This is a genomic window from Streptomyces sp. NPDC008079 (assembly GCF_042957385.1).
Classification (GTDB): domain Bacteria; phylum Actinomycetota; class Actinomycetes; order Streptomycetales; family Streptomycetaceae; genus Actinacidiphila.
In genome coordinates this window covers 137297-160721 of the sequence record NZ_JBIBIC010000006.1, presented here as the reverse complement: position 1 = coordinate 160721, position 23425 = coordinate 137297, and the positions used below count along the sequence as shown (strand labels likewise).

The 23425-nt window shown below is 71.3% G+C and carries 15 protein-coding genes; 2 read left to right on the top strand and 13 right to left on the bottom strand.

Annotated features, from left to right (window positions below):
* Positions 1-45 precede the first annotated feature (45 nt).
* The 3 genes from ccrA to ACFZAM_RS15975 form a co-directional block, all read right to left on the bottom strand.
* The gene (ccrA, locus tag ACFZAM_RS15985) at positions 46-1386 is read right to left on the bottom strand and encodes a crotonyl-CoA carboxylase/reductase (protein WP_355332739.1); all 1341 of its coding nucleotides are present in this window, start codon (positions 1384-1386) and stop codon (positions 46-48) included.
* A 28-nt stretch (positions 1387-1414) separates the two neighbouring features.
* Positions 1415-4228 (bottom strand): AAA family ATPase, encoded by a 2814-nt coding sequence (locus ACFZAM_RS15980; RefSeq protein ID WP_391046436.1) that lies wholly within the window; start codon positions 4226-4228, stop codon positions 1415-1417.
* Positions 4229-4480: 252 nt separating this feature from the next.
* Positions 4481-5242 carry an alpha/beta fold hydrolase gene (locus ACFZAM_RS15975; RefSeq protein ID WP_391046433.1) on the bottom strand — a complete coding sequence of 254 codons (762 nt, stop codon included), beginning with the start codon at positions 5240-5242 and terminating at the stop codon, positions 4481-4483.
* A 303-nt stretch (positions 5243-5545) separates the two neighbouring features.
* Between ACFZAM_RS15975 and ACFZAM_RS15970 the strand changes: the two genes are divergently transcribed.
* Positions 5546-7177 carry an FAD-dependent monooxygenase gene (locus tag ACFZAM_RS15970; RefSeq protein ID WP_355332747.1) on the top strand — a complete coding sequence of 544 codons (1632 nt, stop codon included), beginning with the start codon at positions 5546-5548 and terminating at the stop codon, positions 7175-7177.
* Positions 7178-7344: 167 nt separating this feature from the next.
* Positions 7345-7566, top strand: coding sequence for a hypothetical protein (locus tag ACFZAM_RS15965; protein ID WP_355332750.1), 222 nt, complete (start codon positions 7345-7347; stop codon positions 7564-7566).
* Positions 7567-7589: 23 nt separating this feature from the next.
* Here ACFZAM_RS15965 and ACFZAM_RS15960 read toward each other — a convergent pair whose 3' ends face one another.
* The 10 genes from ACFZAM_RS15960 to ACFZAM_RS15915 form a co-directional block, all read right to left on the bottom strand.
* On the bottom strand, positions 7590-9872 hold the full coding sequence (locus ACFZAM_RS15960) for an FAD-dependent oxidoreductase (protein WP_391046429.1): 2283 nt from the start codon (positions 9870-9872) through the stop codon (positions 7590-7592).
* A gap of 138 nt (positions 9873-10010) precedes the next feature.
* The gene (locus tag ACFZAM_RS15955; protein WP_391046427.1) at positions 10011-11702 is read right to left on the bottom strand and encodes a right-handed parallel beta-helix repeat-containing protein; all 1692 of its coding nucleotides are present in this window, start codon (positions 11700-11702) and stop codon (positions 10011-10013) included.
* A 317-nt stretch (positions 11703-12019) separates the two neighbouring features.
* Positions 12020-14224: a glycoside hydrolase family 3 N-terminal domain-containing protein gene (locus ACFZAM_RS15950; protein WP_391046424.1), complete on the bottom strand. Its 2205-nt coding sequence runs from the start codon at positions 14222-14224 to the stop codon at positions 12020-12022.
* Positions 14221-15822 (bottom strand): FAD-dependent oxidoreductase, encoded by a 1602-nt coding sequence (locus ACFZAM_RS15945; RefSeq protein WP_391046421.1) that lies wholly within the window; start codon positions 15820-15822, stop codon positions 14221-14223. The genes ACFZAM_RS15950 and ACFZAM_RS15945 overlap by 4 nt, the downstream gene beginning before the upstream one ends.
* Before the next feature lie 143 nt (positions 15823-15965).
* Positions 15966-17006: a substrate-binding domain-containing protein gene (locus tag ACFZAM_RS15940; protein ID WP_391046419.1), complete on the bottom strand. Its 1041-nt coding sequence runs from the start codon at positions 17004-17006 to the stop codon at positions 15966-15968.
* Positions 17006-18139 (bottom strand): oligopeptide/dipeptide ABC transporter ATP-binding protein, encoded by a 1134-nt coding sequence (locus ACFZAM_RS15935; protein ID WP_391046417.1) that lies wholly within the window; start codon positions 18137-18139, stop codon positions 17006-17008. The genes ACFZAM_RS15940 and ACFZAM_RS15935 overlap by 1 nt, the downstream gene beginning before the upstream one ends.
* Complete coding sequence (locus ACFZAM_RS15930; RefSeq protein WP_391046414.1) at positions 18136-19194, bottom strand: oligopeptide/dipeptide ABC transporter ATP-binding protein; 1059 nt, start codon at positions 19192-19194, stop codon at positions 18136-18138. Before ACFZAM_RS15930 ends, ACFZAM_RS15935 begins: the two co-directional genes overlap by 4 nt.
* Positions 19194-20093 carry an ABC transporter permease gene (locus tag ACFZAM_RS15925; RefSeq protein WP_355332771.1) on the bottom strand — a complete coding sequence of 300 codons (900 nt, stop codon included), beginning with the start codon at positions 20091-20093 and terminating at the stop codon, positions 19194-19196. Before ACFZAM_RS15925 ends, ACFZAM_RS15930 begins: the two co-directional genes overlap by 1 nt.
* Before the next feature lie 6 nt (positions 20094-20099).
* A complete protein-coding gene (locus tag ACFZAM_RS15920) occupies positions 20100-21143 on the bottom strand; it encodes an ABC transporter permease subunit (RefSeq protein WP_391046709.1) in 1044 nt (347 codons plus the stop codon).
* A 5-nt stretch (positions 21144-21148) separates the two neighbouring features.
* The gene (locus ACFZAM_RS15915; RefSeq protein ID WP_391046411.1) at positions 21149-22810 is read right to left on the bottom strand and encodes an ABC transporter substrate-binding protein; all 1662 of its coding nucleotides are present in this window, start codon (positions 22808-22810) and stop codon (positions 21149-21151) included.
* Positions 22811-23425 lie beyond the last annotated feature (615 nt).

The window sequence follows — 23425 nt, the reverse complement described above, 5'->3', positions numbered from 1 at the left end:
GACACGGTGGCGCGCGCCCGCGACGGGTGCGCGCCGCCGCCGTTGTCAGCCCACCGGGGTACGGAACCGGTTGATCTCCGGCAGGTGCCGCTCACGCGTCTCGGGGTCGGTCACGCCGAGCCCCTCCTGGGGCGCCAGGCACAGCACGCCCACCTTCCCGCTGTGCTCGTTGCGGTGGACGGCGCGGGTCGCCTCCCCGGTGGCCTCCAGCGGGTAGACCGTGGACAGCGTCGGGTGCACCATCGCCTTGGTGATGAGGCGGTTGGCCTCCCACGCCTCGCGGTAGTTGGCGAAGTGCGAGCCGACGATCCGCTTCAGCGACATCCACAGGTACCGGTTGTCGTACTCGTGCCGGAATCCGGAGGTGGACGCGCACGTGACGACGGTGCCGCCGCGGCGGGTGACGAAGACACTGGCGCCGAAGGTCTCCCGGCCGGGGTGCTCCAGCACGATGTCCGGGTCCTCGCCGCCGGTCAACTCCCGTATCCGGCCGCCGAACCGCTTCCACTCGCGCGGGTCGGGCGTCTGCGGGTCCTTCCAGAACCGGTAGCCCTCCGCGGCCCGGTCGATGACCAGCTCCGCGCCCATGGCCCGCACCAGCTCGGCCTTGCGCGGGTCGGAGACCACGCACACCGGCACCGCCCCGCCGTTCAGGGCCAGTTGGGTGGCGTACGAGCCGAGGCCGCCGCCCGCGCCCCAGATCAGGACCACGTCGCCCTGCTTGAGCGAGGCGCCGTTGCGCGAGACGAGCTGGCGGTAGGCCGTGGAGTTGACCAGCCCGGACGACGCGGCCTCCTCCCACGTCAGGTGCGCGGGTTTGGGCATCAACTGGTTGGACTTGACGAGCGTCAGCTCCGCGAGGCCGCCGAAGTTCGTCTCGAAGCCCCAGATCCGCTGCTCGGGGTCGAGCATCGTGTCGTCGTGCCCGTCGGCGGACTCCAGCTCCACGCTCAGGCAGTGCGCGACCACCCGGTCACCCGGCTTCCAGTTGCGCACGCCGGGCCCCGTGCGCAGGACCACCCCGGCGACGTCGGAGCCGAGGACGTGGTACGGCTGCGCGTGGCGCGCCGCCTCGGGGCTGCTGCGCGCGTACCGGTCGAGGAAGGTGAACGTGGGCAGCGGTTCGAAGATCGCGCTCCAGACCGTGTTGTAGTTGATCGCGCTGGCCATCACGGCGATCAGTACCTCACCGGGGCCGGGTTCCGGGGTGGCGACGTCGATGGTGTGCAGGGACTTGGCGGGGTCCTTCTCGCGGGTTTCCAGCCCCTCGAACATGTCGGTCTCCTCGCGGAGCACGGCCGCGCCGCGGTAGCTCTCCGGCACCGGGAGCGCGAGGAAGTCCTCGGCTCCGGCACCCGCGCGCACGGCGTCGATGATCTGCTGCATGAGCGGTCCTCCCGTTGTGACCCGGCGGTCAGGCGATCTCGTTGGTCGGCATGTGCACTTCCAGCGGGAGTTGGTGGCGCCTGGTGATGTTGAGCTTGCGGTAGACCCGGGTCAGGTGCTGCTCGACGGTGCTGATCGTCACGAACAGCTTCGCCGAGATCTCCCGGTTGGTGTATCCGCAGGCCGCCAGGGCCGCGACCCGCTTCTCGGAATCGCTGAGCTTCGCCTCGGCCTCCGCGCCCAGCGCGTCGGCGGCGACCGGTTCGGCGAGCGCGGCGGCGGCCGGGGCGAGATCCTGGGCCCGCTCCCGCTCGCCCTCACGCAGCCGCTGCCCGGACTCCGCGCACAGCGGTTCCGCGCCGCACTCGCGGGCCAGGTGCAGGGCCCGGCGGGTGACGGCGATCGACCGTGTGGTCTCTCCCAGTTCGCGGTACGTCTCGCCCAGCACGCCCACGGTGCGGGCCAGTTCGAGCCGGTCGCCCGACCGGTGCAGGTCCTCGACCGCCCGGGCCAGCAGCGACGGCCGGAGCTTGAGGTCGACGCTCTGCGCGCGCAGCCGCAGCGTGACGCCGCGCACCCGCGGGTGCACCGCGTCCGGCATCCGCAGCTGGTCCACGATCAACCGCTCGGCGCGGTCGGGCTGTTCGAGACGGCACAGCGCCTGCGCCGCGTCGGTGCGCCAGGGCAGCAGCACCGGTCGGTCGACACCCCAGCGGACGGCGAAGCGGCCCGCGGTCTTGAAGTCGGTGAGCGCAGCCTCGGGTTGGCCGGTGGCCAGGTAGAAGTGGCCGCGTGCCCGCAGGTATCCGAGACCGTAGACGCTCTTGAGCAACGCGTCGGGAATCGGCTGGTTGAGCCGTCGGGCCGCGGCCGTGTAGTCGCCCGCGGCCGTGTGCGTGAGGATCAGCACGGCCAGCGGACCGCCGACGAAGAAGCTCCCGTTGTGGGCGGAGACGCTGTTCAGCGACTCCTGCGCGTACTGCGCGGCGGCCTCCAGCCGCCCACCGCGCAGCGCGATGTCGGCCCGCAGGCCGGCGAACACCGCCCGCCAGCCCGGCGCCCGCCGCCGGTCGGCCTCCTCCTGGAATCTGCGGCAGGCGTCGTCGGCGGCTTCCAGCCGGTCGCCGAAGTACAGCGACACCACGGCGTTGACGATCGGCGTCAGCGTCACGTCCATCAGCGGAGACACCCGCAGGAAGCGTTCGGCCGAGGTCTCCACGCCGGTGTCGGGCGACAGGACCGGGCAGCGCAGCGACCCGTCGGGGGACGGATGCGCCACCGCGTCCGCGGATATCGGGTGGTCCTGCAACCCGGGGTCGCCGCCCTCGCCGCACCACTGCCCGGCCAGGGGCGTCAGTTGACCGAGCGCCGCCTGCGCCGCGCCCCACTGGCCGGACGACGCCCTCGCCTTGAGGCCGCCGAGGATGGCGCGGGCCTCCTCGAAGCGGCCGTGGCTGATCAGCAGGTCGGCGAGACCGGCGGCGGTGTGGGCGGGCAGCCGGGTGGTGGCCGCGGAGGCGACCAGTTCCGGCAGGTGCCTGGCCTCGGCCGCGGCGGGGTTGATCCGCCACAGCACGGCGGCCAGCCGCAGCCTGATGTCCGTACGCACCCGCTCGTCGTCGCACCCGGCGCAGGCCAGCTCCAGGTAGTCGATGGCGAGCGGGGCGTCGTCCTCGTGCAGCGCGGCCTCCGCGGCCTCCCGCAGTACGGCCGCTCCCCAGGAGCCGGGCACCTCGCCCCCCGCGAGCAGGTGCGCGGCCACCGCCGAGGGGCGGGCGCCCTGGTCCCTGAGCAGACCGGCGACCTCGCGGTGCAACCGGCCGCTCTCGGCCGCGTCCAGGCTGTCGCGGACCACGGACCGCGCCACCGGGTCGCGGAAGCGCGGGCCGTCCACGATGCCCGCGGACTCCAGTGCCTGCAACGCCTCGTCGACGCTCCAGGAGGTGGCCTCGGAGACGCGCCCGACGGACTCGGTGTCGGCCGCCTCGCCCAGCACCGCGACGGCGGCGGCCACCTCCCAGGTGTCCTCGCCTCCGCGGCGCAGGCAGGTCAGCAGCGCCTGTCCGAACAGCTCCCCGGCGAGCGGCGGGGCGATGCCCGGCGGCCAGTGGGCCACCGCGCGGTGGCAGTCCTCGAGACACGCGCGCAGCAGCAGCGGATTGCCGCCGGTCAGCCGGTACAGCTCCGCGGCGTTGACCGCTCCGGCGGGCAGGTCGGTATACGCGGCCAGGATCTGGGCCACGCCGTCCTGGTCCAGGGGCAGCAGTCGCAGCCGGTGCACCTCGGGCTGACGCAGCAGCTCGACGGCGAACTGCGGGTCCCGCGGTCCGCCGTGCAGCGGCTGGGTGAGCACCATCAGGACACGTCCGCGCCGGGTCAGCCGGGCGAGCTGGAGCAGACACCGCAGCGACTCGGCGTCGACGTGCTGGAGGTCGTCGACGGCGATGACCACCGGTGCCTGCTCGGCCATGTCCTTCACGGCCGCGGCGAGTTGGCGGGCGAACCGGCCGGTTCCCTGCTCGGTGGCCCCGTCGGGCGGTACCGGTGGCGCGGTCGACGGCGGCACGCCGTCCATCAGTTGGGAGACGGCGCCCAGGGGTGTGCCGGCCTCGGCGGGCGACCCCGCCGCGCACAGCAGGGTGACCCCGGACCTGGTCGCCTCGTCGATGACCCATTCCAGGGTCTGGCTCTTGCCGCAGGCGATCGCGCCCTCGACCAGAACCGTTCTCCCGCTGCCGGACATGACATCCCGCAAGGAATTGCTCAAAAACTCTAACTGCGCTTCACGCTGAATAAATTCCACGACAGTGAACAGCCCCCGTTCAAACCGTTCAATTCGCATTACCCAAAAGACACCGGGAACGCAACAAAGCGCCTGCGGGTGTGAACCCCGTGGCACAGATGATCCTCATCTATCCCAAACAGCCAACTCCCACCGTATCCGAAAGCCGATTCGACTCTATCGCGGCTTTCCGAAGATCGGGCAACCCCGGCGCGTTAAGGAAGCGGAAGAAGTCGGCCATCTCCGACTCGGCCGCATCCGGGTCGGCCACGGCCGGCCCGGTCACCGCCAACCCGGTCACCGCCGGATCGGTCACACCGGCACGCCGAGCCGGTCGCGTAACCCGGCGATCACCGCCGGCCCCTCGGCCACCAGGTAGAAGTGGCCGCCGGGGAAGACCTCGATGTCGAACGGGCCCGCGGTGTGCCCCGCCCACGCCTCCGCTTCCGCGATCTCCACCTGCGGGTCGCGGTCGCCGACGAACGCGGTGACCGGGCATTCCAGCGGCGGCGCCGGGCGCGGCGCGTAGGTCTCGATGGCCCGGTAGTCACCGCGGACCGCGGGCATGATCATGCGCACGATCTCGTCGTCGGCGAGCAGATCGGCGTGGGTACCGGCGAGTCGGCGCAGTTCGGCGACGATGCCGGCGTCGTCCCGCCGGTGGACCGGATCGGGCAGCGGACGGTGGGCGGAGGGCGCGCGGCGCCCGGAGACGAAGAGCCGGGTCGGCTCCACCCCATGGTTCCGTTTCAGCCGCAGGGCCACTTCGTAGGCGACGACCGCGCCCATACTGTGGCCGAAGAACGCGGTCCTCCGGTCGACCATGGGGGCCAGCGCCTCGGCGGCCAGGTCGGCCAGGTCGTGCAGGTCCTGGACCGGTTGCTCGGTCCTGCGTTCCTGCCGTCCCGGATACTGCACCCCGATGACTTCGACATCCGGTTGCAGCGCGCTGGAAACGGGGAGGTAAAAACTTGCCGAGCCTCCGGCGTGCGGAAAACAGACGAGTCTGCGGGGTTCACTTCCGGGCGGAGCTGGGTGATAGCGGCTGAACCATGCCTCGCGGTTCACACACATCTCCAATTCGTACAAATCCGCCCAACGTGCCCAAGGAGTGCCATGCATGCGGTTTCGAAACTAGTTCGGCTCCGCACTCGCCAGTAACCCCTAATCCGGCGAGCGCCACCCCTATGAACGGAAAATGGCGAGGCAGGGGTGGCCGAAACCGGCAATCCGCGAGGACCGCTCGACCGGCTGCCCGACCGGCGGCGGTGGCGCGCCGGGCCCCGGCCGAATTTGCCGCGGGGGCGGAGGGCGGGACGGGGTAGGCGAGGGCCAGGCCGTGTCGGCAGGACACGCATGAGGTCTCGCGGAGGATCGATGGAAGCGAACACCGTTGACGGCGGCGCGAGTTGCCAGGTTCTGGTGGTCGGTGCGGGGCCCACCGGGCTGTTGGTCGCCGAGGAGCTGGTCCGGCGCGGTGTGCGGGTCCGGCTGATCGAGCGGTCCACCGAGGAGAACACGCAGAGCAGGGCGTTGGTGGTGGGAGCCCGCACCCTGGAGGTGCTCGACGACCTCGGGATCGCCGAGGAGGCGGTCGACCGCGGCCGGATCCTGCGCCGTATCGACGTCCATCCCGGCCCGGACGACGTCATCCCGCTCGAACTGGACGGCATCCGCTCGCCGTTCCCCTTCGCGCTCTCCCTCCCGCAGCCGGAGGTGGCGGATTTACTGGAGACGGCCGCGCGGCGGCAGGGCGCGGTCGCCGAGCGCGGCACCGAACTGACCACGTGCCGTCAGGACGCGGACGGCGTCACCGCGACCCTGCGGATGCCCGACGGCGCGGAGCGCACGGTTCGCGCCGACTGGCTGATCGCCTGCGACGGGGCGCACAGCACCGTACGGCGGACGGCCGGGATCGCCGGCGACCACCGGGATCTGCACCGCGCCTTCCTGCTCGCCGATGTCGCGGCCGACTGGGATCTTCCCCAGGACCGGCTGCATCCCTGGCTGGGCGGCCACGGCATCCTCGTCCTGCTTCCGCTCCCCAAGCCCGGCCACTGGCGTGTCATCGCCGATGTCCCGTCCGGCTCCGACGCGCCGGAACCGGACGAGGACATGCTCAACCGGCTGCTCGCCGAGCGCACCCCGCTCTGCGGCGCCGACGGGGGCAGCGCGATCTCCCGTGTGGACTGGCTGAGCGGTTTCGAGGTGCGCGAGTCGCTGGCCGAGCACTACCGGCAGGGGCGCATCCTGCTGGCGGGGGACGCGGCGCACACCCACAGCCCGGTCGGCGGACAGGGCATGAACGTCGGCCTCCAGGACGCGCACAATCTGGCCTGGAAGCTCGCGCTGGTCGTGCAGGGGCGGGCGGGCGCGGGGCTGCTGGACTCCTATGAGCAGGAGCGCCGTCCGGTGGCGGACCGGGTGCTGCACGCCACGACCCGCGCCACGAAGGTGGCCACGACGCACGCCCCGGTCGCCCGTACGCTGCGAGCGCAGGCACTGCGGCTGATCAGCAGGACCCCTCCCGTACGGCATCGGCTGGCCCTCGGCGTCACCGAGCTCTTCGTCGACTACGAGCACAGCCCGCAGGTCGACCGCGCCCGCAGGTCCGGCGCGGGCGGCCCCGGCCCCGGCGACCTCTCCCCCGACGCGTTCGTCCACGACGGCACGGGCTTCACCACGCTGCGGCACCGGCTGCGCGGCAGCGAACACGCCCTGCTGGTGTTCCTCGGGTACGAGGACGACGAGCGGCGGATCGCGGAGGTGACGCGGGCGGGCCGCGAGGCGCTCGGGGACTTCGGCACCGTCGTCGCGGTGAGCCGGACCCGCGGGAAGGGCGACCCCGACCGGTCGCTGCTCGGCGACCGGCACGGCGCCTGCCACCAGGCGTTCGCGGCCACCGGCCCCGGCCTGTGCCTGCTCCGGCCCGACCGCTTCATCTCCCACCGCTCCCAGGGCTGGGACATGTCCGGAGTACGGGACCGGCTGGCCGCGCTCGCGCGCTGACCGGGAGCGACGGCGCATCCGCCGTCCGGGGCCGCGCGGCCCCGGACGGCGGGCGGGCGAGGTCCCGCGCACGCCGAGGAGACGCCCTTGTGACGATCCCCACTCGAACACCCGTTTCCCCGGTCCTCCTCCGGGCACGCGCATACGTGACCCAAGAGGTGACTTCGTTGGACATATTCGATGACGAGACCGGCTCGCCGCCCACCGGCGCACTGCCGATCGCGGACTACAAACATCTGCCCAAGCTCACGATCGAGGGGATCGTCCCCTCACTCCAGCGCGAAGAACTGGAAACGGTGCTGCGCTACGAGAACAGCCACCGCAACCGCACGCCGCTGATCCGCCTGCTGATGTCCCAGCTCCGCGTCCTGCGGCACCGCGCGCGGTAGGACGTCTCCTCCCCGCGGTGGCGTCACGACGGTGCCGCGTAGCAGCGGACGGCGAAGAGCGCGGCGGGGGCGGCGCCGTGCGTGGACACCACCTCGACGGACAGCTCGTCCGTTTCGAGGGGGGTGTCGAAGGTGAGGACGTTGTGGGTCTGGTGGTTGTCGGCGCGTTCTGCGACCACGCGGTCCCCGGCGCGGACGACGTAATCGCGTACGCAGAACGGCACCGCGCGCTCCTGGTGGTCCCACAGGACGGACTCCATGGCGTGGTCGGCGTCGGTGTCGAAGGTCAGGTGGATCCGGCCGATGCGTCGGGGTTCCGGCCAGCGCAGGCGGACGGTGGGACGGCGGTCCTCGTACGCGGCGGCCCACGCGTTGGGCCGCGCCGTGGGCCGGTCGTGGCCGTTGCGGACGCCCTCCACGCTCCACGCCCTGAGCGGAGGGTCGATCGTCAGGGCGAAGTTGTGTCCGCCGGGGCGCCGTTCGGGGGTCCAGAACTCCACGCGCGGCTTGCCGACGGCGTCGTCCGCCTCCTGGGTGCCCGTGTGCCGGACCGAGATCAGGCCGGTGACGCGCCGGGTGGTGGTCCGCACCGACACGTCGTCGTTGCGGATCAGCGTCAGGAAGACGTACCGCGGCCGGTCGACCGCCGCCTCGACGTCGACCTCGAGCCGCTGCCCGGCGCCGGCGTCGAGACTGAACTCCCGCGCGGCCAGCACCACATCGGGGGTGTAGTCCTCCGGCCGGCTGCCGGTACGGAGCTCCACCCGCAAGGTGGTGGGCGCGGCCACGTCGACGGTCAGCGTCATCCTCGGCAGCTTTCCCGCGTCCAGCGGCAGCAGTTGGGCGCGTGAGTGGTCGAGCGGCACCGCGGGACCGTCGCCGGGGAGCGACCCCACGGTCAGCTCGCTCGACGCGGTGAGCGCGGCCTGCCCGGCGAGGTCGTCCGGATCGTCGAGCCGCAGGTCGGGGATGTGCTGCCCGGCACGCAGGAGTTCACGCTGAAGGGCGGCCATCCGGTCGGGTTTCGTCAGCTCCGCCGGGAGTACGCCGTCACGCGCGCACACGGCGGCGGCCATCCCGGCGGCCTGTCCGATCTGGGCGCAGGTGGCCATCACTCTGGTCGAGGCGAACGCGACGTGCGAGACGCTGATGATCCGGCCCGCCAGCAGCAGATTGCTCACGTCACGGCTGACCAGGCAGCGGTAGGGCACCTGGTAGACCCCGCGCGCGTGCAGGTGGTTGCTCCCGGCGTGCTCGCTGAACACGCCGTCGGCCGGGTGCAGGTCGAGGGACCATCCGCCGGAGGCGACGGCGTCGGCGTGGGGGCGCTGGTCGACGATGTCCTGCTGGCGGAGCATGTACAGGCCCTCGAACCGGCGGCTCTCCCGCTTGCCGGGAATCAGCCCGGCCCACTCCAGCGTCAGGGTCTTCGCCTCGGGGAAGTCACCGGAGTTCTTCAGGTGGTTCCAGACGCCGTAGACCACCTTCCAGAGCTCCCACTTGATCTCTTCCGTGTCGTGCACGGTGTCGAGACGGCCGCCGTACTCGATCCACCACAGCCGGCAGCCCTGGACCGTGGTGTCGAAGCTGCGCCAGCGGGGGATCTCGGTGATGTCGTCGAGCGCGTAGCCGGGCGGCACGAAGGTCACCGGCCGTCCGACGTCCTTGCTGTAGAAGTAGATCGACTGGCCGAGCAGGCCGCCGTACGACTCCTCGGGCGCGAAGAGTTCGCCGAACTCCTCGGTGGACTCCGCGCCCATCCGGTAGGCGGCGCCGGCCAGGTAACCGAGGACGCCGTCACCCGACGCGTCGCAGAACACCGGGGCCGTCAGCTCGTAGCGCGTGGAGTTCTGGGCGCAGAAGGCGCTCACCGAGGCGATCCGGTCGCCGTCCTTGGACACCGCCGTCGCCGCCGTGTTCAGCAGGAGGGTGATGCCCGGCTCGGCGACCGCCTTCTCCAGGAGCACGGTGTCGAACAGCACGGCGTTGCCCTCGGGGTTGCGGAACATGTTCTCCACGAGGATCTCGTCGAGCACGCCGCCCTCGCGCGACCAGCGGTTGTTGTTGAACATGTGCGCGGTGGCGCCCAGCACCCAGAGCCGTATCTCGCTGGAGGCGTTGCCGCCCAGCACGGGCCGGTCCTGGACCAGGACGACCCGCGCCCCGGCCCGCGCGGCGGTCACGGCCGCACACGTACCGGCCATTCCGCCGCCGACGATCACCAGGTCGGCGCTGAGCCGCTCGGTGCGGAAGTCCCGGCTGTCGCGGGCGGGTTCGGTGGTGAGGAGAGTGCGCGGTGCGGTCATGCCGTTTCAGCGCTCCTTAGGAATCTGCTGGTTGAGGTGGCGTCAGTTCGGGCCGTGCGATGGTCACTTCGCCGCGCCGGGGCGGCCCGCCGCTCATCGCGTGCGACGGGCCGCCCCGGCAGGTGCGGGGGCAGAGCGCTAACCGGCGTCGGCGCCGATGTTGGGGGTGCCGGGGATGGCGTTCTGGTAGTAGTCCACGCCCCCGTTGCCGGAGACGGCGACTCCCGAACCCGCGGCCGGGGAACCGGAGGCGAGCGTGTACGCCTGCGGGCACGGCTGCGGTCCCGCGCCGGAGGACGGCGTCCAGGCGCAGGTGCCGCCGGTGCCGGGCGAGGTGAACAGCGGGTCGCCGAAGACCGGTCCGGTCTCCACTCCCGCGGCCTGCCACGCGGCGAAGGTGCTGTAGGTGGTGCCGCCCCAGCGCCAGGCCGGGGAGCTGGCCGCGTAGTACAGGTTGTGCGACAGGGTCATGCCGGTCTGGCCGTAGGCGTTGTAGTAGAACTGGCCGGGGTGACCGTACTGGTCCCTGTTGCCCATGTCGCAGATGTTGTCCGCGATCAGTGAGCCGCCGGCCCAGGTGCCCGCGCTGTAGCCGAAGTTGAAGCAGGCGCTGGCCGTGGACTTGGTGCTCTGGGCGACGTTGGTGAAGAAGGTGTTCCCGTAGACCGACAGCGCGTTCTTCGGCGCGTTGGGCACGACGGTCATCAGGCCGCCCTGGATCTTGGCCCAGTCGTCGTTCTCGGAGATGTTGTAGCGGTAGGTGTTGGGACCCCACACCTTGGAGTCGACGGTCGAGGTGTAGGCGAGCAGGCCGCTGCCGGCGTTGTGGTGGGTGTAGTTGTACTCGACCACCGAGTTCGTCGTGCCGCCGTCGAGGTCGATGCCGTCCCAGTCGCACCCGGCCGTGAACGCCGGGTACGGCTGCACGTTGTAGACCTCGTTGTACCTGATGGTGACGTTGTTCGAGGTGTACGTCTCGATGCCGCTCGCGCCGCCGCAGGAGGTCACGTTCGCGCCCACGTCGTGGATCACGTTGTGCTGGATCACCGCGCCGTCCCAGCCGTTGCCGGTGATGCCCGCACCCGTATCCTTCGCGGGCATGCCCAGGTTGTAGACCGTGTTGCCCTCGACCGTGACGTCGGTGATGTTCTCCCCGGAGCCCCAGCCGTAGATGCCGGGCCCGTCCGGTGAGGTCACGCTCGCGCCGTGCAGCTTGTTGTGACGGATCTGGACGTTGTTCAGGGGCCCGCTGTGCCCGTTGACCGCGTAGCCGAGGATCATGATCTCCCCGCCGAACGAGCTGCTGCTTCCGGCGGGTGTGGAGAATCCGGAGATGTCGGAGCCGGACACCGCCAGCCCCTGGGTGGCGGCCGTGCCGTTCTGGTTCTCCAGCAGGACGCCGGCCGCGGTCGTGGAGCCGTTGACCACTTTCAGTCCGGTCAACTGGAAGCCGCTGACGTTGTCGGCCGTCACGGCCGCCGAGTAGTCGCCGGTGCAGTTCGAGGAGAGGGTGGCCTGCCCGGTGCCGTAGGAGTTCACCACGAACGGCGTGGACGCGGACGACGAGGGCACGTTGACGGAGTTGAAGACCAGGCAGCCGGTGAAGGTCTGCCCGCCTTCGAAGGAGACGGAGCTTCCCTGGGGGAAGGTGGAGCCGTTGACCTTCGCGACGGTCTTCCACGCCTGGGCGGGTGACAGTCCGGTGTTGCTGTCGCTGCCGCTCGGCGAGACGTAGTACGTCGCCGTCGCGGCGTGTGCCGCGACCGTTGTGGCGGGCAGGCAGCCGAGGACGACAGGTACGATCGCGAGTGTGAGCGCCTTTGCTCTCATGGTTCTCCCTCACTGCGTGCGTATGTCGACGCACAGGCACGCAGCCGATGAATCGTGGTGGGGGCATGCCTCGGCCAACCGCGTCCGGCGTGTACCGGCGCGGTGCCGGGCAGTCCGTGTGCGCTTCCGGGCCGCGACGTTCACGGCGTCGCGGACCCCGGATCCGGCTCCACGGGACCTCGTGCGCGCTCCTTTCCGTGGGTCGAGATGATGTGCCCGCGCGGGCGGTACGCCTCTGCGCGGAGGCTCTGGTCAGGTATCCCGATGGTCAGGCGGGCCGGAAGGCCAGGTATCGGGATGGTCGGGTATCGCTTTGGTCAGGTGATCCGGAAGGTCCGGCGCGCTTGGGTGCGCGAGCTGTTGCCGGTGTGGACGTGGATCTCGCCCGGCTCCACGGTGAAGACCCCGGCCGGGTCGTTCGTCCAGAAGCCGACGTCGTCGGCGCCGAGGGTGAAGCGGACCGTCCGCTCCTCCCCTGCGGCCAGCCGGACCCGGTCGAAGCCCCGCAGGCGGCGGACCGGCTGGGCGATGGCGGCCACGGGGTCCTGGACGTAGAGCTGGACGACCTCCTCCCCTTCGCGCTCGCCGGTGTTGCGGACGCGGACGGTGACCTCGACCGTCTCGCCCGCCAGGAGTTCGCGCACCGTGATCCGCTCGTGGCTGAGCGTCGGCTCGTCGAGGGCGAAGTCGGTGTAGCTCAGGCCGTGGCCGAAGGGGAATCGCGGGCCGTCCTGGACGTCGAGGTACTTCGAGACGTACTTCTCCTCCGGCACGGCCGGGTCGTACGGGCGGCCGGTGCGCTCGTGGTTGTAGTACAGCGGGACCTGGCCCACCGTCCGCGGAAAGGTCACGGGGAGCTTGCCGCCCGGGACGACGGCTCCGGTGAGCACGTCGGCGATGGCCGGGCCCGCCTCGATGCCGGGGTGCCAGGCCATGACGACCGCCTGCACCTGGTCCGCCCAGTCCCCGATCGTCAATGGCCGCCCGCCCACGAGCACCACCACGCACGGCGTGCCCGTCGCGGCGACCGCCCTGATCAACTCCTCCTGGCGGCCGGGAAGTCCCAGGTCGCTGCGGACCGCCGCCTCTCCGCTGATCTCGGAGGGCTCACCCACCACCAGGACGACGGCGTCGGCGGCCGCGGCCGTCGCGACGGCCTCCGGAAGGCCGGAGACGTCGGAGCCGTCCGCGGGAACGTCCGGGGCGTGGGTGACAACCGCGTCCGGCAGGGCTTCGCGCAGGCTCCGCAGGACCGGGACGGCCTCGGGCGCTCCGGGCAGCGCCCACGTCCCCAGCAGATCGCCGCTGTCCGCGAACGGGCCGAGGACGGCGAGCGTCCCGATGGCGGTCCCGTCCAGCGGCAGCGCTCCGCCGTCGTTCTTCAGCAGCACCACGCAGCGGCCCGCCACCTCGCGGGCGGCGGCCCGTGCGGCGGCGCTCGGGGCGGTGATCTCGGCGGACTCCTCGACGTACGGCCGCTCGAACAGACCGAGCCGCAGCTTCAGCCGCAGGACGCGGGCCACGGCGTCGTCCAGCCGCTCCTGGCTCAACTCGCCGCGCTCCAGCAGGGCCGGGCCGTGGTCGACGAAGGTGGTGGACACCATCTCCAGGTCCACACCCGCCGACAGCGCCAGCCGCCCGGCGTCGGCCTCGTCGGCCGCGCTGCCGTGCGCGATCAGCTCCTGGACCCCCGTCCAGTCGCTGACCACGACCCCGTCGAACCCCCAGCCGTCCTTCAGAACGCCGGTCAGCGTACGGGGGTTGGCGTGCGCGGGAACGCCGCTGACGGTGTTGAAGGCGGCCATGACGGTGGCCGCTCCCGCGGCGACGGCGGCCTCGAACGGCGGCAGGTAGAGGTTGCGCAGCCGCTGCTCGGAGACGTCCACGGTGTTGTAGTCGCGCCCGCCCTCGGCGCCGCCGTACGCCACGAAGTGCTTGGCGCAGGCGGCCACCCGGTCCGGCGCGGACAGGTCGTCCCCCTGGTACCCGTGCACCTTGGCCACCGCGTAGCGCGCGGCCAGATACGGGTCCTCGCCGGGGCTCTCGGCGATCCTGCCCCACCGGGGCTCGTGGGTGACGTCCACCATCGGCGAGAACGTCCAGTGGACGCCGTTGGACCGGGCCTCGGCCGCCGAGACCTCGCCGTCGGTCCGCGTCACGGCCGGGTCGAAGGCCGCCGCCTGGGCCAGCGGAATGGGGAACGTGGTGTGGAATCCGTGGATCACGTCCAGGCCGAAGACCAGCGGAATGCCGAGCCGGGACTCCTCCACCGCGATGCGCTGAACGGCGTTGCTGTTCGCGGCGCCGACCACGTTGAGCACCGAGCCGAGCAGGCCCTTGCGCGCCGCGGCCTCGACCGCGCCGGTACTGCCCCCGCCGGGACCGGTGTTCCAGGCCCAGGCGAGCTGCTGCAACTGTCCGAACTTCTCCTCGACGGTCATCCGGCCGAGCAGGTCGGCGATACGGGTCTCGTGGTCGTCGGCGCGCGCCGGGTTCGGCATCGTGGGCTCTCCCTGGTTCATCGGTCCTCCGTCCGGGTCCTGACCGCCTCGGGCCAGGCCAGCGAAATGCCGAGGGTACGGCTCAGCAGCCTTTGGTAGTCGGCCAGTTGCGCCTGGTCGGACCGGACCTTGCGCGGCGGCAGCGCCCGGTCCAGGCAGAATCCGGCCAGAGCGCCGACGGCCTCGCCGATGGCCCACTCCACGGGGTGCAGGCGGTAGCAGCCGTTGGTGATGTGGGTGGTGCCGATGTTCTTGTTGGCGGGCAGCAGATTGTCGACCCGGACCGGGATCAGCGCGCCCAGCGGGATCTGGAACGGGTAGGAGTCGATGTCGATGTAGGTCCGGCCGGTGGTGGAGGGGTGCAGGTCGATGCGGTAGCTGCCGAGGCCGACGCTGTCGTGGAAGACCTCGCTGCCCGCGCCCTCGGGCCGCGCCTGGACTCCGACGTGCTGTTCGAGGACGGTGAACTCCGCCTTGATACGGCGGGATTCGCGGATGTACGGCGTCTTGGCCAGGCCGTCCGCGGTGCCGGTGACATCGGGGCGCGGGCGCAGGCCGGGGTAGCCGGTGCCGCCGTCGGGGCGCGGGGCCTCGGTCTGGAGCCAGTGCAGGAAGGACAGCGACAGGTCGCGGCTGGCGGCGAGGGCCGCCTGCCGGGCCTCGGCGCTCACACCGAGCAGCGGCGCCTCCCAGTAGTCGATCTGGGGCCAGTTGACGACGGTGAGGTCCGAGGCGAAGGCTCCGGGCGCGAACTGCTCGCGGGCCAGGACGCGCCGGAACTGCCACAGGTCGAAGTGCTCCCCCGCGCTCTGGTCGGCGCCCATCAGCGTCCAGGTGCGCTCTTCGAGGGTGATCGGAACGACGTCGGTGAGGGAGAGCTGCGGTCCCGGCCAGAAGGGCGCGGTGGTGGTGAGCCAGTGGTCGTAGGTGTCGGGCCGGTCGATGACGTGGTCCTCGCCCGGCCGGTGTTCCAGGGCGAAGCACCAGGACACGGCCTGCTGGTCGAGGGGGTCGGCGGTGTCGGGCGCGTGGGGCTCACCGGTCTCGTCGCGGCCCTCGGCGCCGATGACGTGTTCCACACCGGCCAGTTCCAGCAGGTCGCCGAGTTCGGTGGCGTCCGCGACGTAGGAGGCGTGGACGGTGATCCGGCGGTCGTCGTACCGTCCGGCCAGTGTGACCGCCTCGACGCGGTCGCCCTCGGTGTGCGCGGCGACGGGCTCGTACCCGGTCAGCACGGTGATCGCGCCGGAGGCCCGCCAGGGGGCCAGCATCTCCTCGATGACGGCCGCGGCCACCCGCGGTTCGTGACACATGCGGCTGACGATGCCGAGACCCGGATCGAGTCGGGGGTCCCGCGCCGCCCCGGGCGTGAGCGGGTAGTTGCGGCGGTAGTAGTCGCGCACGCGTCTGCGCAGGTCGGCGTAGCCGGGTGGGCAGGCGGGGCCTTCGATCCAGGGGTGCTCGTCGGGTGGCACGGCCTGGGCGGTGAGCTGCCCGCCGAGCCAGTCGGTGGGCTCGGTGAGCACCACCGTACGGCCGAGCCGCGCCGCCGTGAGCGCGGCCGCGACGCCGCCCAGCCCACCGCCGACCACGAGGATCTCTGTTCGTATCTCTGCCATGTGCCCAAGAACTCCTTGTCACCGGTCTCTGCCGGTCGGAACGGTCGGTTCCGGCTCGGTGGTCGTGCCGGGTGTCTTCAGGGCAGCCGTGATCGACGGACGCCGCCCGCTGTCGTGAGATGCGTGCTGTGCGGCCGCTCCTGTCAGCTCACCGCCGCGATGGTGGCGCCGGGGACCAGCGGGCACGGCACGAGGACGCTCTCGGCCCGCTTGCCGGGGTCGTCGAGCATCGCGTGCAGCTGGTCCACGGCGATCCGGCCGATCTCCTTGCGGGGGATCTCCAGCGAGGCCCACTGACCGGCGAGGTCCGCGGAAGCCCCTTCCAGTACGGCGACCGAGACGTCCTCGGGGATCTTGCGGCCCCGGCTCGCGAGGCCGTCACGCAGCGATTCCGCGAGCCGTACGCTCTCCACCACGACGGCGGTCGCGCCGCCGTCCGCCACCTCGTCCAGCCACGCCTGGTCGAGGTCGGCCGCGCCGAGGTGGCCAGGGGAGGTGTCCGTCAGCCCGAGCCGCGCGATGGCCTCGGCGTAGCCGGTGCGGCGGTCGGCGTACGGTTCCAGCTCCAGCCAGTCGCGCACGTAGCCGAACCGCCGGTGGCCGTGGTCCGCGAGGCGCTCGACGATCTGTCCGCTGGCCGACCGGTAGTCGGGGATGATCTGCGGGATCTCCGCGCCGGGCACCTCGCGGCGGCCGATGTGCACGAAGGTGTACCCCTCGTACCAGAGCCGGGCCAGCTCGCCGCGGTCGGTCGCCACACCGAGCAGGATGCTGCCGTCGGCCAGATTCAGCCGGTTCGTGCCGCCCCGGTAGATCTTGCGCTCGCCGTCGCCGCCGGCCCCGGTGGAGGTGAACAGCACCAGGTCGAAGCCGGTCTCCTCCGCGCGTTCCTCGATGCCGAGCAGGAACTCGAAGTAGAAGTCCTCGCGCGCGTGCGGGAAGACCCGCTCGAAGGTGTGCACGCCCAGCAGGTTGTTGCGCTGATTGCGCATCGCCCGGGCGGCGGGGTTGGCGACGTAGCCCAACTCCTTCACGGCGTCGAAGACCCGCCGCCGGGTCTCCTCCGAGATCCGCGCGGTCGCCGCGTCACCGCTGATCACCCGGGACACCGCCGACTGGGACACTCCGGCGAGCCGTGCCACGTCCGCCTGGTTGGGCGCCCTGCCGCGTCGTTGTCCTGTCATCACGCCCCCTGGAGTGCTTCCCGCCGGGCGGTGGTCGCCGCGGCGTGTGTCGTGTCGGCCATCACCCCGGCCCGGCCCTTGGCGTGCAGCCAGCACTTCGCCCAGTGGCCGTCGCCCAGGTCGGTGACCGGTGGGGCCTGCTCGGCGCACTCCTTCATCGCGAACGGGCAGCGGGGATGGAAGCGGCAGCCCGCGGGCGGGTCGATCAGGCTGGGCGGCTCACCCAGTTCGTCGGCGCCCGCGAAGAACGCCTCGCGGTCGCCGACACCGCGCTCGGGGTCGGGCGAGGACTCGATGAGCAGCTTGGTGTACGGGTGCTGGGGGGACGCGATGACGTCCTCCTTCGGCCCCGACTCCACCATCTGCCCTGCGTACATCACGGCGATCTCGTCGCACAGGTAGCGGGCGCTGGCGATGTCGTGCGTGATGTACAGCAGCGCCAGGCCGTCCTCGGCGCGCAGCCGCTGGAGCAGATTGAGCATCTCCAGCCGGATGGACACGTCGAGCATGGAGATCGGCTCGTCCCCGAGCAGCACTTTGGGTTCCACGGCGAGCGCGCGGGCGATGACGACGCGCTGGCGCTGGCCCCCGGACAGCTCGTGCGGGAACTTCGCGGCGAATTCGGCGGCCGGGGTGAGGCTGACCTTCTCCAGCAGCAGCGTCATCCGCTGCTCGCGTTCGGCCGCGGACAGGTGCGGGTGGTGCAGCCGCAGCGCCCGGTCGAGGTTGTAGCGGACCCGGTGCATCGGGTTCAGGGAGCCGAAGGGGTCCTGGAAGATCATCTGGACCTCGGAGTGGTAGGCGCGCCGCCCCCGCCTGCTGCGGCTCACCGGCTCGCCGCGCAGCAGGATCTCGCCCCGCGTCGGTTCGTGGAAGCGGGCCAGCATCCGTGCGAGCGTGGTCTTCCCGCTGCCGCTCTCCCCCACCAGCGCCAGGATCTGACCGGGCTTCAGCCGGACCGTGGCGTCCTCGACCGCGCGGACGACGGAGGTACGGCCGAGCGCGCCGCGGGCGGTGAAGTGCTTGGAGACGTCGAGGGCCTCCAGTACATACGACGGCGCTTCGTGCGCCGCGTCGGGCGTGCGGGCCTCTTCGTCCGGAGCGGACACGGCCTCGGTCATGTGCTTGCTCATCGGGTCTCGCCTCCGTTGTCGCCGTCGGTCTCGTTGAGCAGGCACGCCGCTTCGTGTCCCGGCCCGGGGCCCACCGGCAGCAGCAGCGGCAGCCGCTCGTCGCACCCGTCCGTCCGCCGCGCGCAGCGCGGGTGGAACGGGCAGCCCGACGGCAGTCGGCGCAGGTCGGAGGGTGTGCCGGGGATGCCGTGCAGATCGCGCAGCGGGGCGTGCAGCGGCGGGAAGGAGTCGCGCAGCCCCTGGGTGTAGGGGTGCTTGGGCGCCCCGTAGATGGCCGCGGCCTCGCCCACCTCGACGATGCGGCCCGCGTACATCACGGCGATACGGTCGGCCAGCTCCAGCAGCAGCGACAGGTCGTGGGTGACGAAGACGACGGCGAAGCCCAATTCCGCGCGCAGGCGCAGCACTTGGGCGAGGATCTGCCGCTGCATGACCACGTCGACGGCGGTCGTGGGCTCGTCCATCACCACCAACTCCGGCCCGCAGGCCAGGGCCAGGGCGATGGCGGCCCGCTGACGCATTCCGCCGGACAACTGGTGCGGGTAATCGCGGATCCGGTCCCCGGAGATGCCGACCAGGCCGAGCAGTTCGGCCGCCCGCGCCCAGGCGGCCCGCTTGTTCAGCGCGCGGTCGTGGGCGCGCAGGACGTCGGCGAACTGGGCGCCGATGCGCATCACCGGGTTCAGCGCGTCCATCGCGGACTGGAGCACGATGGACAGGGCCGTCCACCGGTAGCGGCGCATCCGCTTGCCGTCGAGCGCGGCGAGGTCGACCGGCGGCGCGCCGTCCCTGCCGTGGAAGAGGATCTCGCCCGCGGTGGTGACGGCCGGCGGGCGCTGGAGCCGGGTCAGGGCGGTGATCAGCGTGGATTTCCCCGAGCCGGACTCTCCGGCGACGCCGAGGATCTCCCCTCGGCGCAGGGTGAAGGAGATGTCGGAGCAGGCGCGCACCGGATCGGCTCCGGTGGCGTATTCGACGGTCAGGCCGCGGACTTCGAGGACGGTCTGTCCCGCGGGGATCAGCGGCCGGTGCTTCGGCTCTGTGTGGACGGTCATCAGGCCGCGCCTCCCGTCCGCGCCAGTTGCCTGGTGCGCCGGGCGGACACCGGTCGGGCGACGCGCAGTTTGGGGTTGGCCAGTTCGTCGATGCCGAAGTTGACCAGCGCCGCCGCGGTGCCGATCAGGGCGATGCACAGGCCGGGCGGCACGAACCACCACCACAGGCCGCGCAGGACCGCGCTCTGCTGCTGCGCTCCCTGGATCATCGTCCCCCAACTGATCGACGAGGAGTCGGAGATGCCGAGGAAGGCCAGTCCCGCCTCGGCCATGACGGCGCCGATCATCGCGTGCAGGAACATCGACGCGATGAGGCCGGTCAGGTGCGGCAGCACTTCGGCGAAGACCAGTCGGCGACCGCGCTCGCCGAGCATCCGCATGGCGCGTACGAAGTCGCGGTTGGCGATGCTCATGGCCTGGGCGCGCAGCGTGCGCGCGCCGCCCGACCAGCCGAAGAAGCCGATGATCAGGGCGATCGTGGTGAGCCCTGTGCCCTGGAGGTAACCGGCCACGATCATGATGAGCGGCAGCGTCGGCATGACGAGGAAGAGATTCGTCAGGAAGTTCAGGGCGCCGTCGATCTTGCCGCCGTAGAACCCGGCCGGTACGCCGACCAGGATCGCGATCGCCGTGCCGACCACCGCGCCGAGCACGCCGACGTACATCGAGCCGCGGGCACCGGCCACGACCTGGGCGAGCATGTCCTGCCCGTACTGGTTGGTGCCCAGCGGATGTCCGCCGCCGGGCGACCGGGAGATGGCGGTGGTGTCGTTGGCGCGCGGGTCCAGGCCGAGCAGGCTGTGCGTCAGCCAGGGGCCGAACACGGCGAGCAGGAGGAAGAGGACGAGGATGCCCAGGCCGATGCGGACTTTCCAGCCGCGGAGGAAGAGGGTACGCACGGCCGGTCACCCCCCTTCTCTGATGCGCGGGTCGAGCAGCACGTACACGGAGTCCGCCAGGAGGTTGGCCAGCAGCACGGTGAGGGTGATGAGGAAGAACACGCCCTGCATCACCGGGTAGTCGCGCTGTTGGAGAGAGGTGTAGAGCAGATAGCCGATGCCCGGGTAGTTGAAGACGACCTCGGTGAGCAGGGCGCCGCCGACGACGTGGCCGAGTGCGAGGGTGAAGCCGGTGAAGTTCGGCAGGACCGCGTTGCGGGCGGCGTAGCGGAGCATGACCCGGCGGCCGGACAGGCCCTTGGCCTGGGCGAGCAGGACGTAGTCCTCACGGACCGTGGTGACGGTCATGTTGCGCATGCCCAGCAGCCAGCCGCCGAAGGCCGAGAAGACGATGGTCGCCGCCGGGAGCACTCCGTAGTGCAGCACGCTCAGGACGAACGACGGCGAGAAGCCGATCGTCAGGTCGGCGTCGTATCCGCCGGCCAGCGGGAACCAGTCCAGTTGGAAGGCGAAGAGCCACAGGCCGATCAGCGCCATCCAGAAGTAGGGGACCGCCGAGACGAAGGTGGTCAGCGGGCTGACGATCGTGTCGAACCGGCTGCCCGCCTTCCAGCCCGCCATCGCGCCGATGCCGGTGCCCAGGACGAACGCGATCACGGTGGTGACGCCGACCAGCAGCATCGTCCAGGGCAGGCCCTGCCGGAGCAGGCTGGTGGCCGGGGTGGGGTAGTTGCTGATCGAGACGCCCAGATCGAGGTGCGCCAACTGGCTGAGGTAGTCCAGGTATTGGCGGCCGATACCGGCGTTCGGATTGCCGAACACCTTCTGGATGGACTCCATGGCGCTCGGCGACATCTGCTGACCGCTGACGGTCTGGAGCTTCTCGACGATCGCGGCCGACGGATCGCCGGGCATCATCCGGGGCAGGTAGAAGTTCAGGGTGATCGCCGACCAGGTGGCTGCCAGGTAGAAGCCCAGTCGGCGCAGCAGGAATCCCCAGCGGCGCGGAATCCGGAACCGGCCGGCCGCCGGTACGGCGGAGGCGGCGATCGCGGTCACGCGGTGGCCTGCTTCAAGTTGAGCAGGGTGAGGGTGGCGTCGGGACCGTTGCCGGGGAAGGGCACGTAGGAGAAGTGCTCGGGGGTGGGCCAGCCGCTCCAGCGCTTGGCGTTGATCAGGACGAACCAGTAGCTGTTGTAGATCGGGCTGTACGGCACCTGCTCGGCGACGATCCGTTGCAGCTTCTCGCCCGCGCTCTTGGTGACGGCCGGGTCGGCCGACGACAGCAGGTCGGTGATCGCGGCGTCGGTCGGCGCGTCCTTCCACCGGCCGAAGTTGGTGGCGGCCGTCTGCCCGAGCGGCCGCGACGCCCGGCTGCTCAGGGCGCTGTAGACACCGGCGACGCCCGCTCCGCCCGAGGTGCTGATGGTGAGGTCGAACTCGCCGGTCTGCTGCTGCTCGTAGAGGTTGGCTCCGGGCGCGCCGACCGACTTGACCTTGATCCCCAGGTGCTCCTGCCAACCGCGGACCATCATGTTCGCGTAGGGGTCCCACCCGAAGTCCTGGTTGAACGAGAGCTTCGGAGCGTAGGACTTGCCGTCCTTGACGAGCTTGCCGCCCTTGACCTCGTAACCGCTGAGGGCGAGTTCCCTCTTGGCCGCCTCGGCGTCGACCTGCTGCACCTTGCCCCGGTACTCGGGCAGGATGACGTCCCCGTAGATCTGGTCCACCAGCCCCGTCGGGCCCGCCTCGGTGCCGGGGCGCTCAAGGGTGGTGACGATGTCCTTGCGGGGAATCGTCATCGCCAGCGCCCGCCGTACGTGGACGTTGTCGAAGGGCGCCTTCGCGGTGTTGTAGAAGAGGGAGTAGGCGCCGCCGGTCGCGTACTTCTGGTAGAGGTTGTGCCGGGGATCCTTGGCGGTGTATTCCTGCTCGCCGTTGCCCCAGGCCGCCAGCGCCCAGTCCACGTCGCCGCGCACCAACTGCGCGCGCAGGGCGTCTCCGTTGGTCGGAATGATCTTGATCTGCTTCACGGCGAACCGGCCGCCCCAGTAGTCGGTCCGCGCGCGCAGGGTGATCTGCTGGGGCGCGAACCGGTCCAGGGTGAAGGGGCCGGTGCCGACCGGGTCCGGGTTGGACCAGCTCTTGATGTTCTTGCCCTGCCAGATGTGCGCGGGCACCACCGGGACCTGGATGGAGGCGAGTTGGCTCAGCTCGCTGAAGGCGGCGTGCGGCCAGTGCACCGTGACGGTCGAGGAGTCCACCTTGGCGACGCGGTCGTACGTGGTGCCGCCGAGGTTGAAACTGGGGTCCTTCAGCGGGAGGTTCAGCGAGAAGAGCACGTCGTCGGCGGTCATGGGCTTGCCGTCGGAGAAGGTCACGTCCTCGCGCAGCTTCACGGTGAGCGTGGTGCCCGTCGGGTCGAACTCCAGGCTCTTGGCCAGCCAGGGCTTGACCTTCGCGCCGTCGCTGTAGTCGACCCGCGCCAACGGCTCATAGATCATCTCGGCGTTGGGCGACTTCTGGATGGCGGGGCCGAAGACGTTGTAGTTGCGGATGAAGGTCGTCCCGCCGTCGGTCTTCCCGAAGACCAGCGCGCCCGAGCCCTTGCCCGCACCGCCCGTGGCGGCCGTACCGCTCTTGCAAGCGCTCGCCCCCAGCGGTATGGCGAGGGCCGCCCCGGCGGCGCGAGCGATAAAGGCTCTTCTGGTGGGCATGGCTGACTCCTGCTCCTCGTGAGTGGCGATACAGCGCACAAAAGGGGGTGCACATACGTATGAGCACGAGTGGCTGAGCTGTCATGGCCTCTGCTTCTACGTATGATCCGGAAACGTACGCACGTTGCCGGGAGGGGTCAAGACGGTGACGGGAAGATTTTCCAGCCACCTCAACGGCGCCTGGGACACGGCGGAACGGCTCCCCGGGACGTCACCCGGGGCTCTCCCGGCCACCGTCCCGTACGGCCGGCGGGCGCGCCGGGGATGACCGCCGACGGGCGTTGACACCCCTGGGTGATCGCTCTAAGTTGGCGCACCGGCCGACGCACTTCACCGGTGCCTGACGTCATGGCCAGGCAGCGCCGGCCGCGCTTTCACTCGCGTTCGGCGCCCGGGCACGACGTGCGCCGCGCGTTTTCACGACGCTTTCCCCGGCGCCTTTCGCATTCCCTTCCAGGTGCCTCGTCCGCTCGCCGCCGAATGCATTCGCCGCTCAATGGTGAGGGACGGGGCACCCGGTACGCCCCTGACCCGAGCGGGGCCGGACCGGTGCCTCCACCGGCCCCGTTCGCCCACCGAGCCCGCGCGCGCCGTCACGCGTCCTCGCTCTCGTCC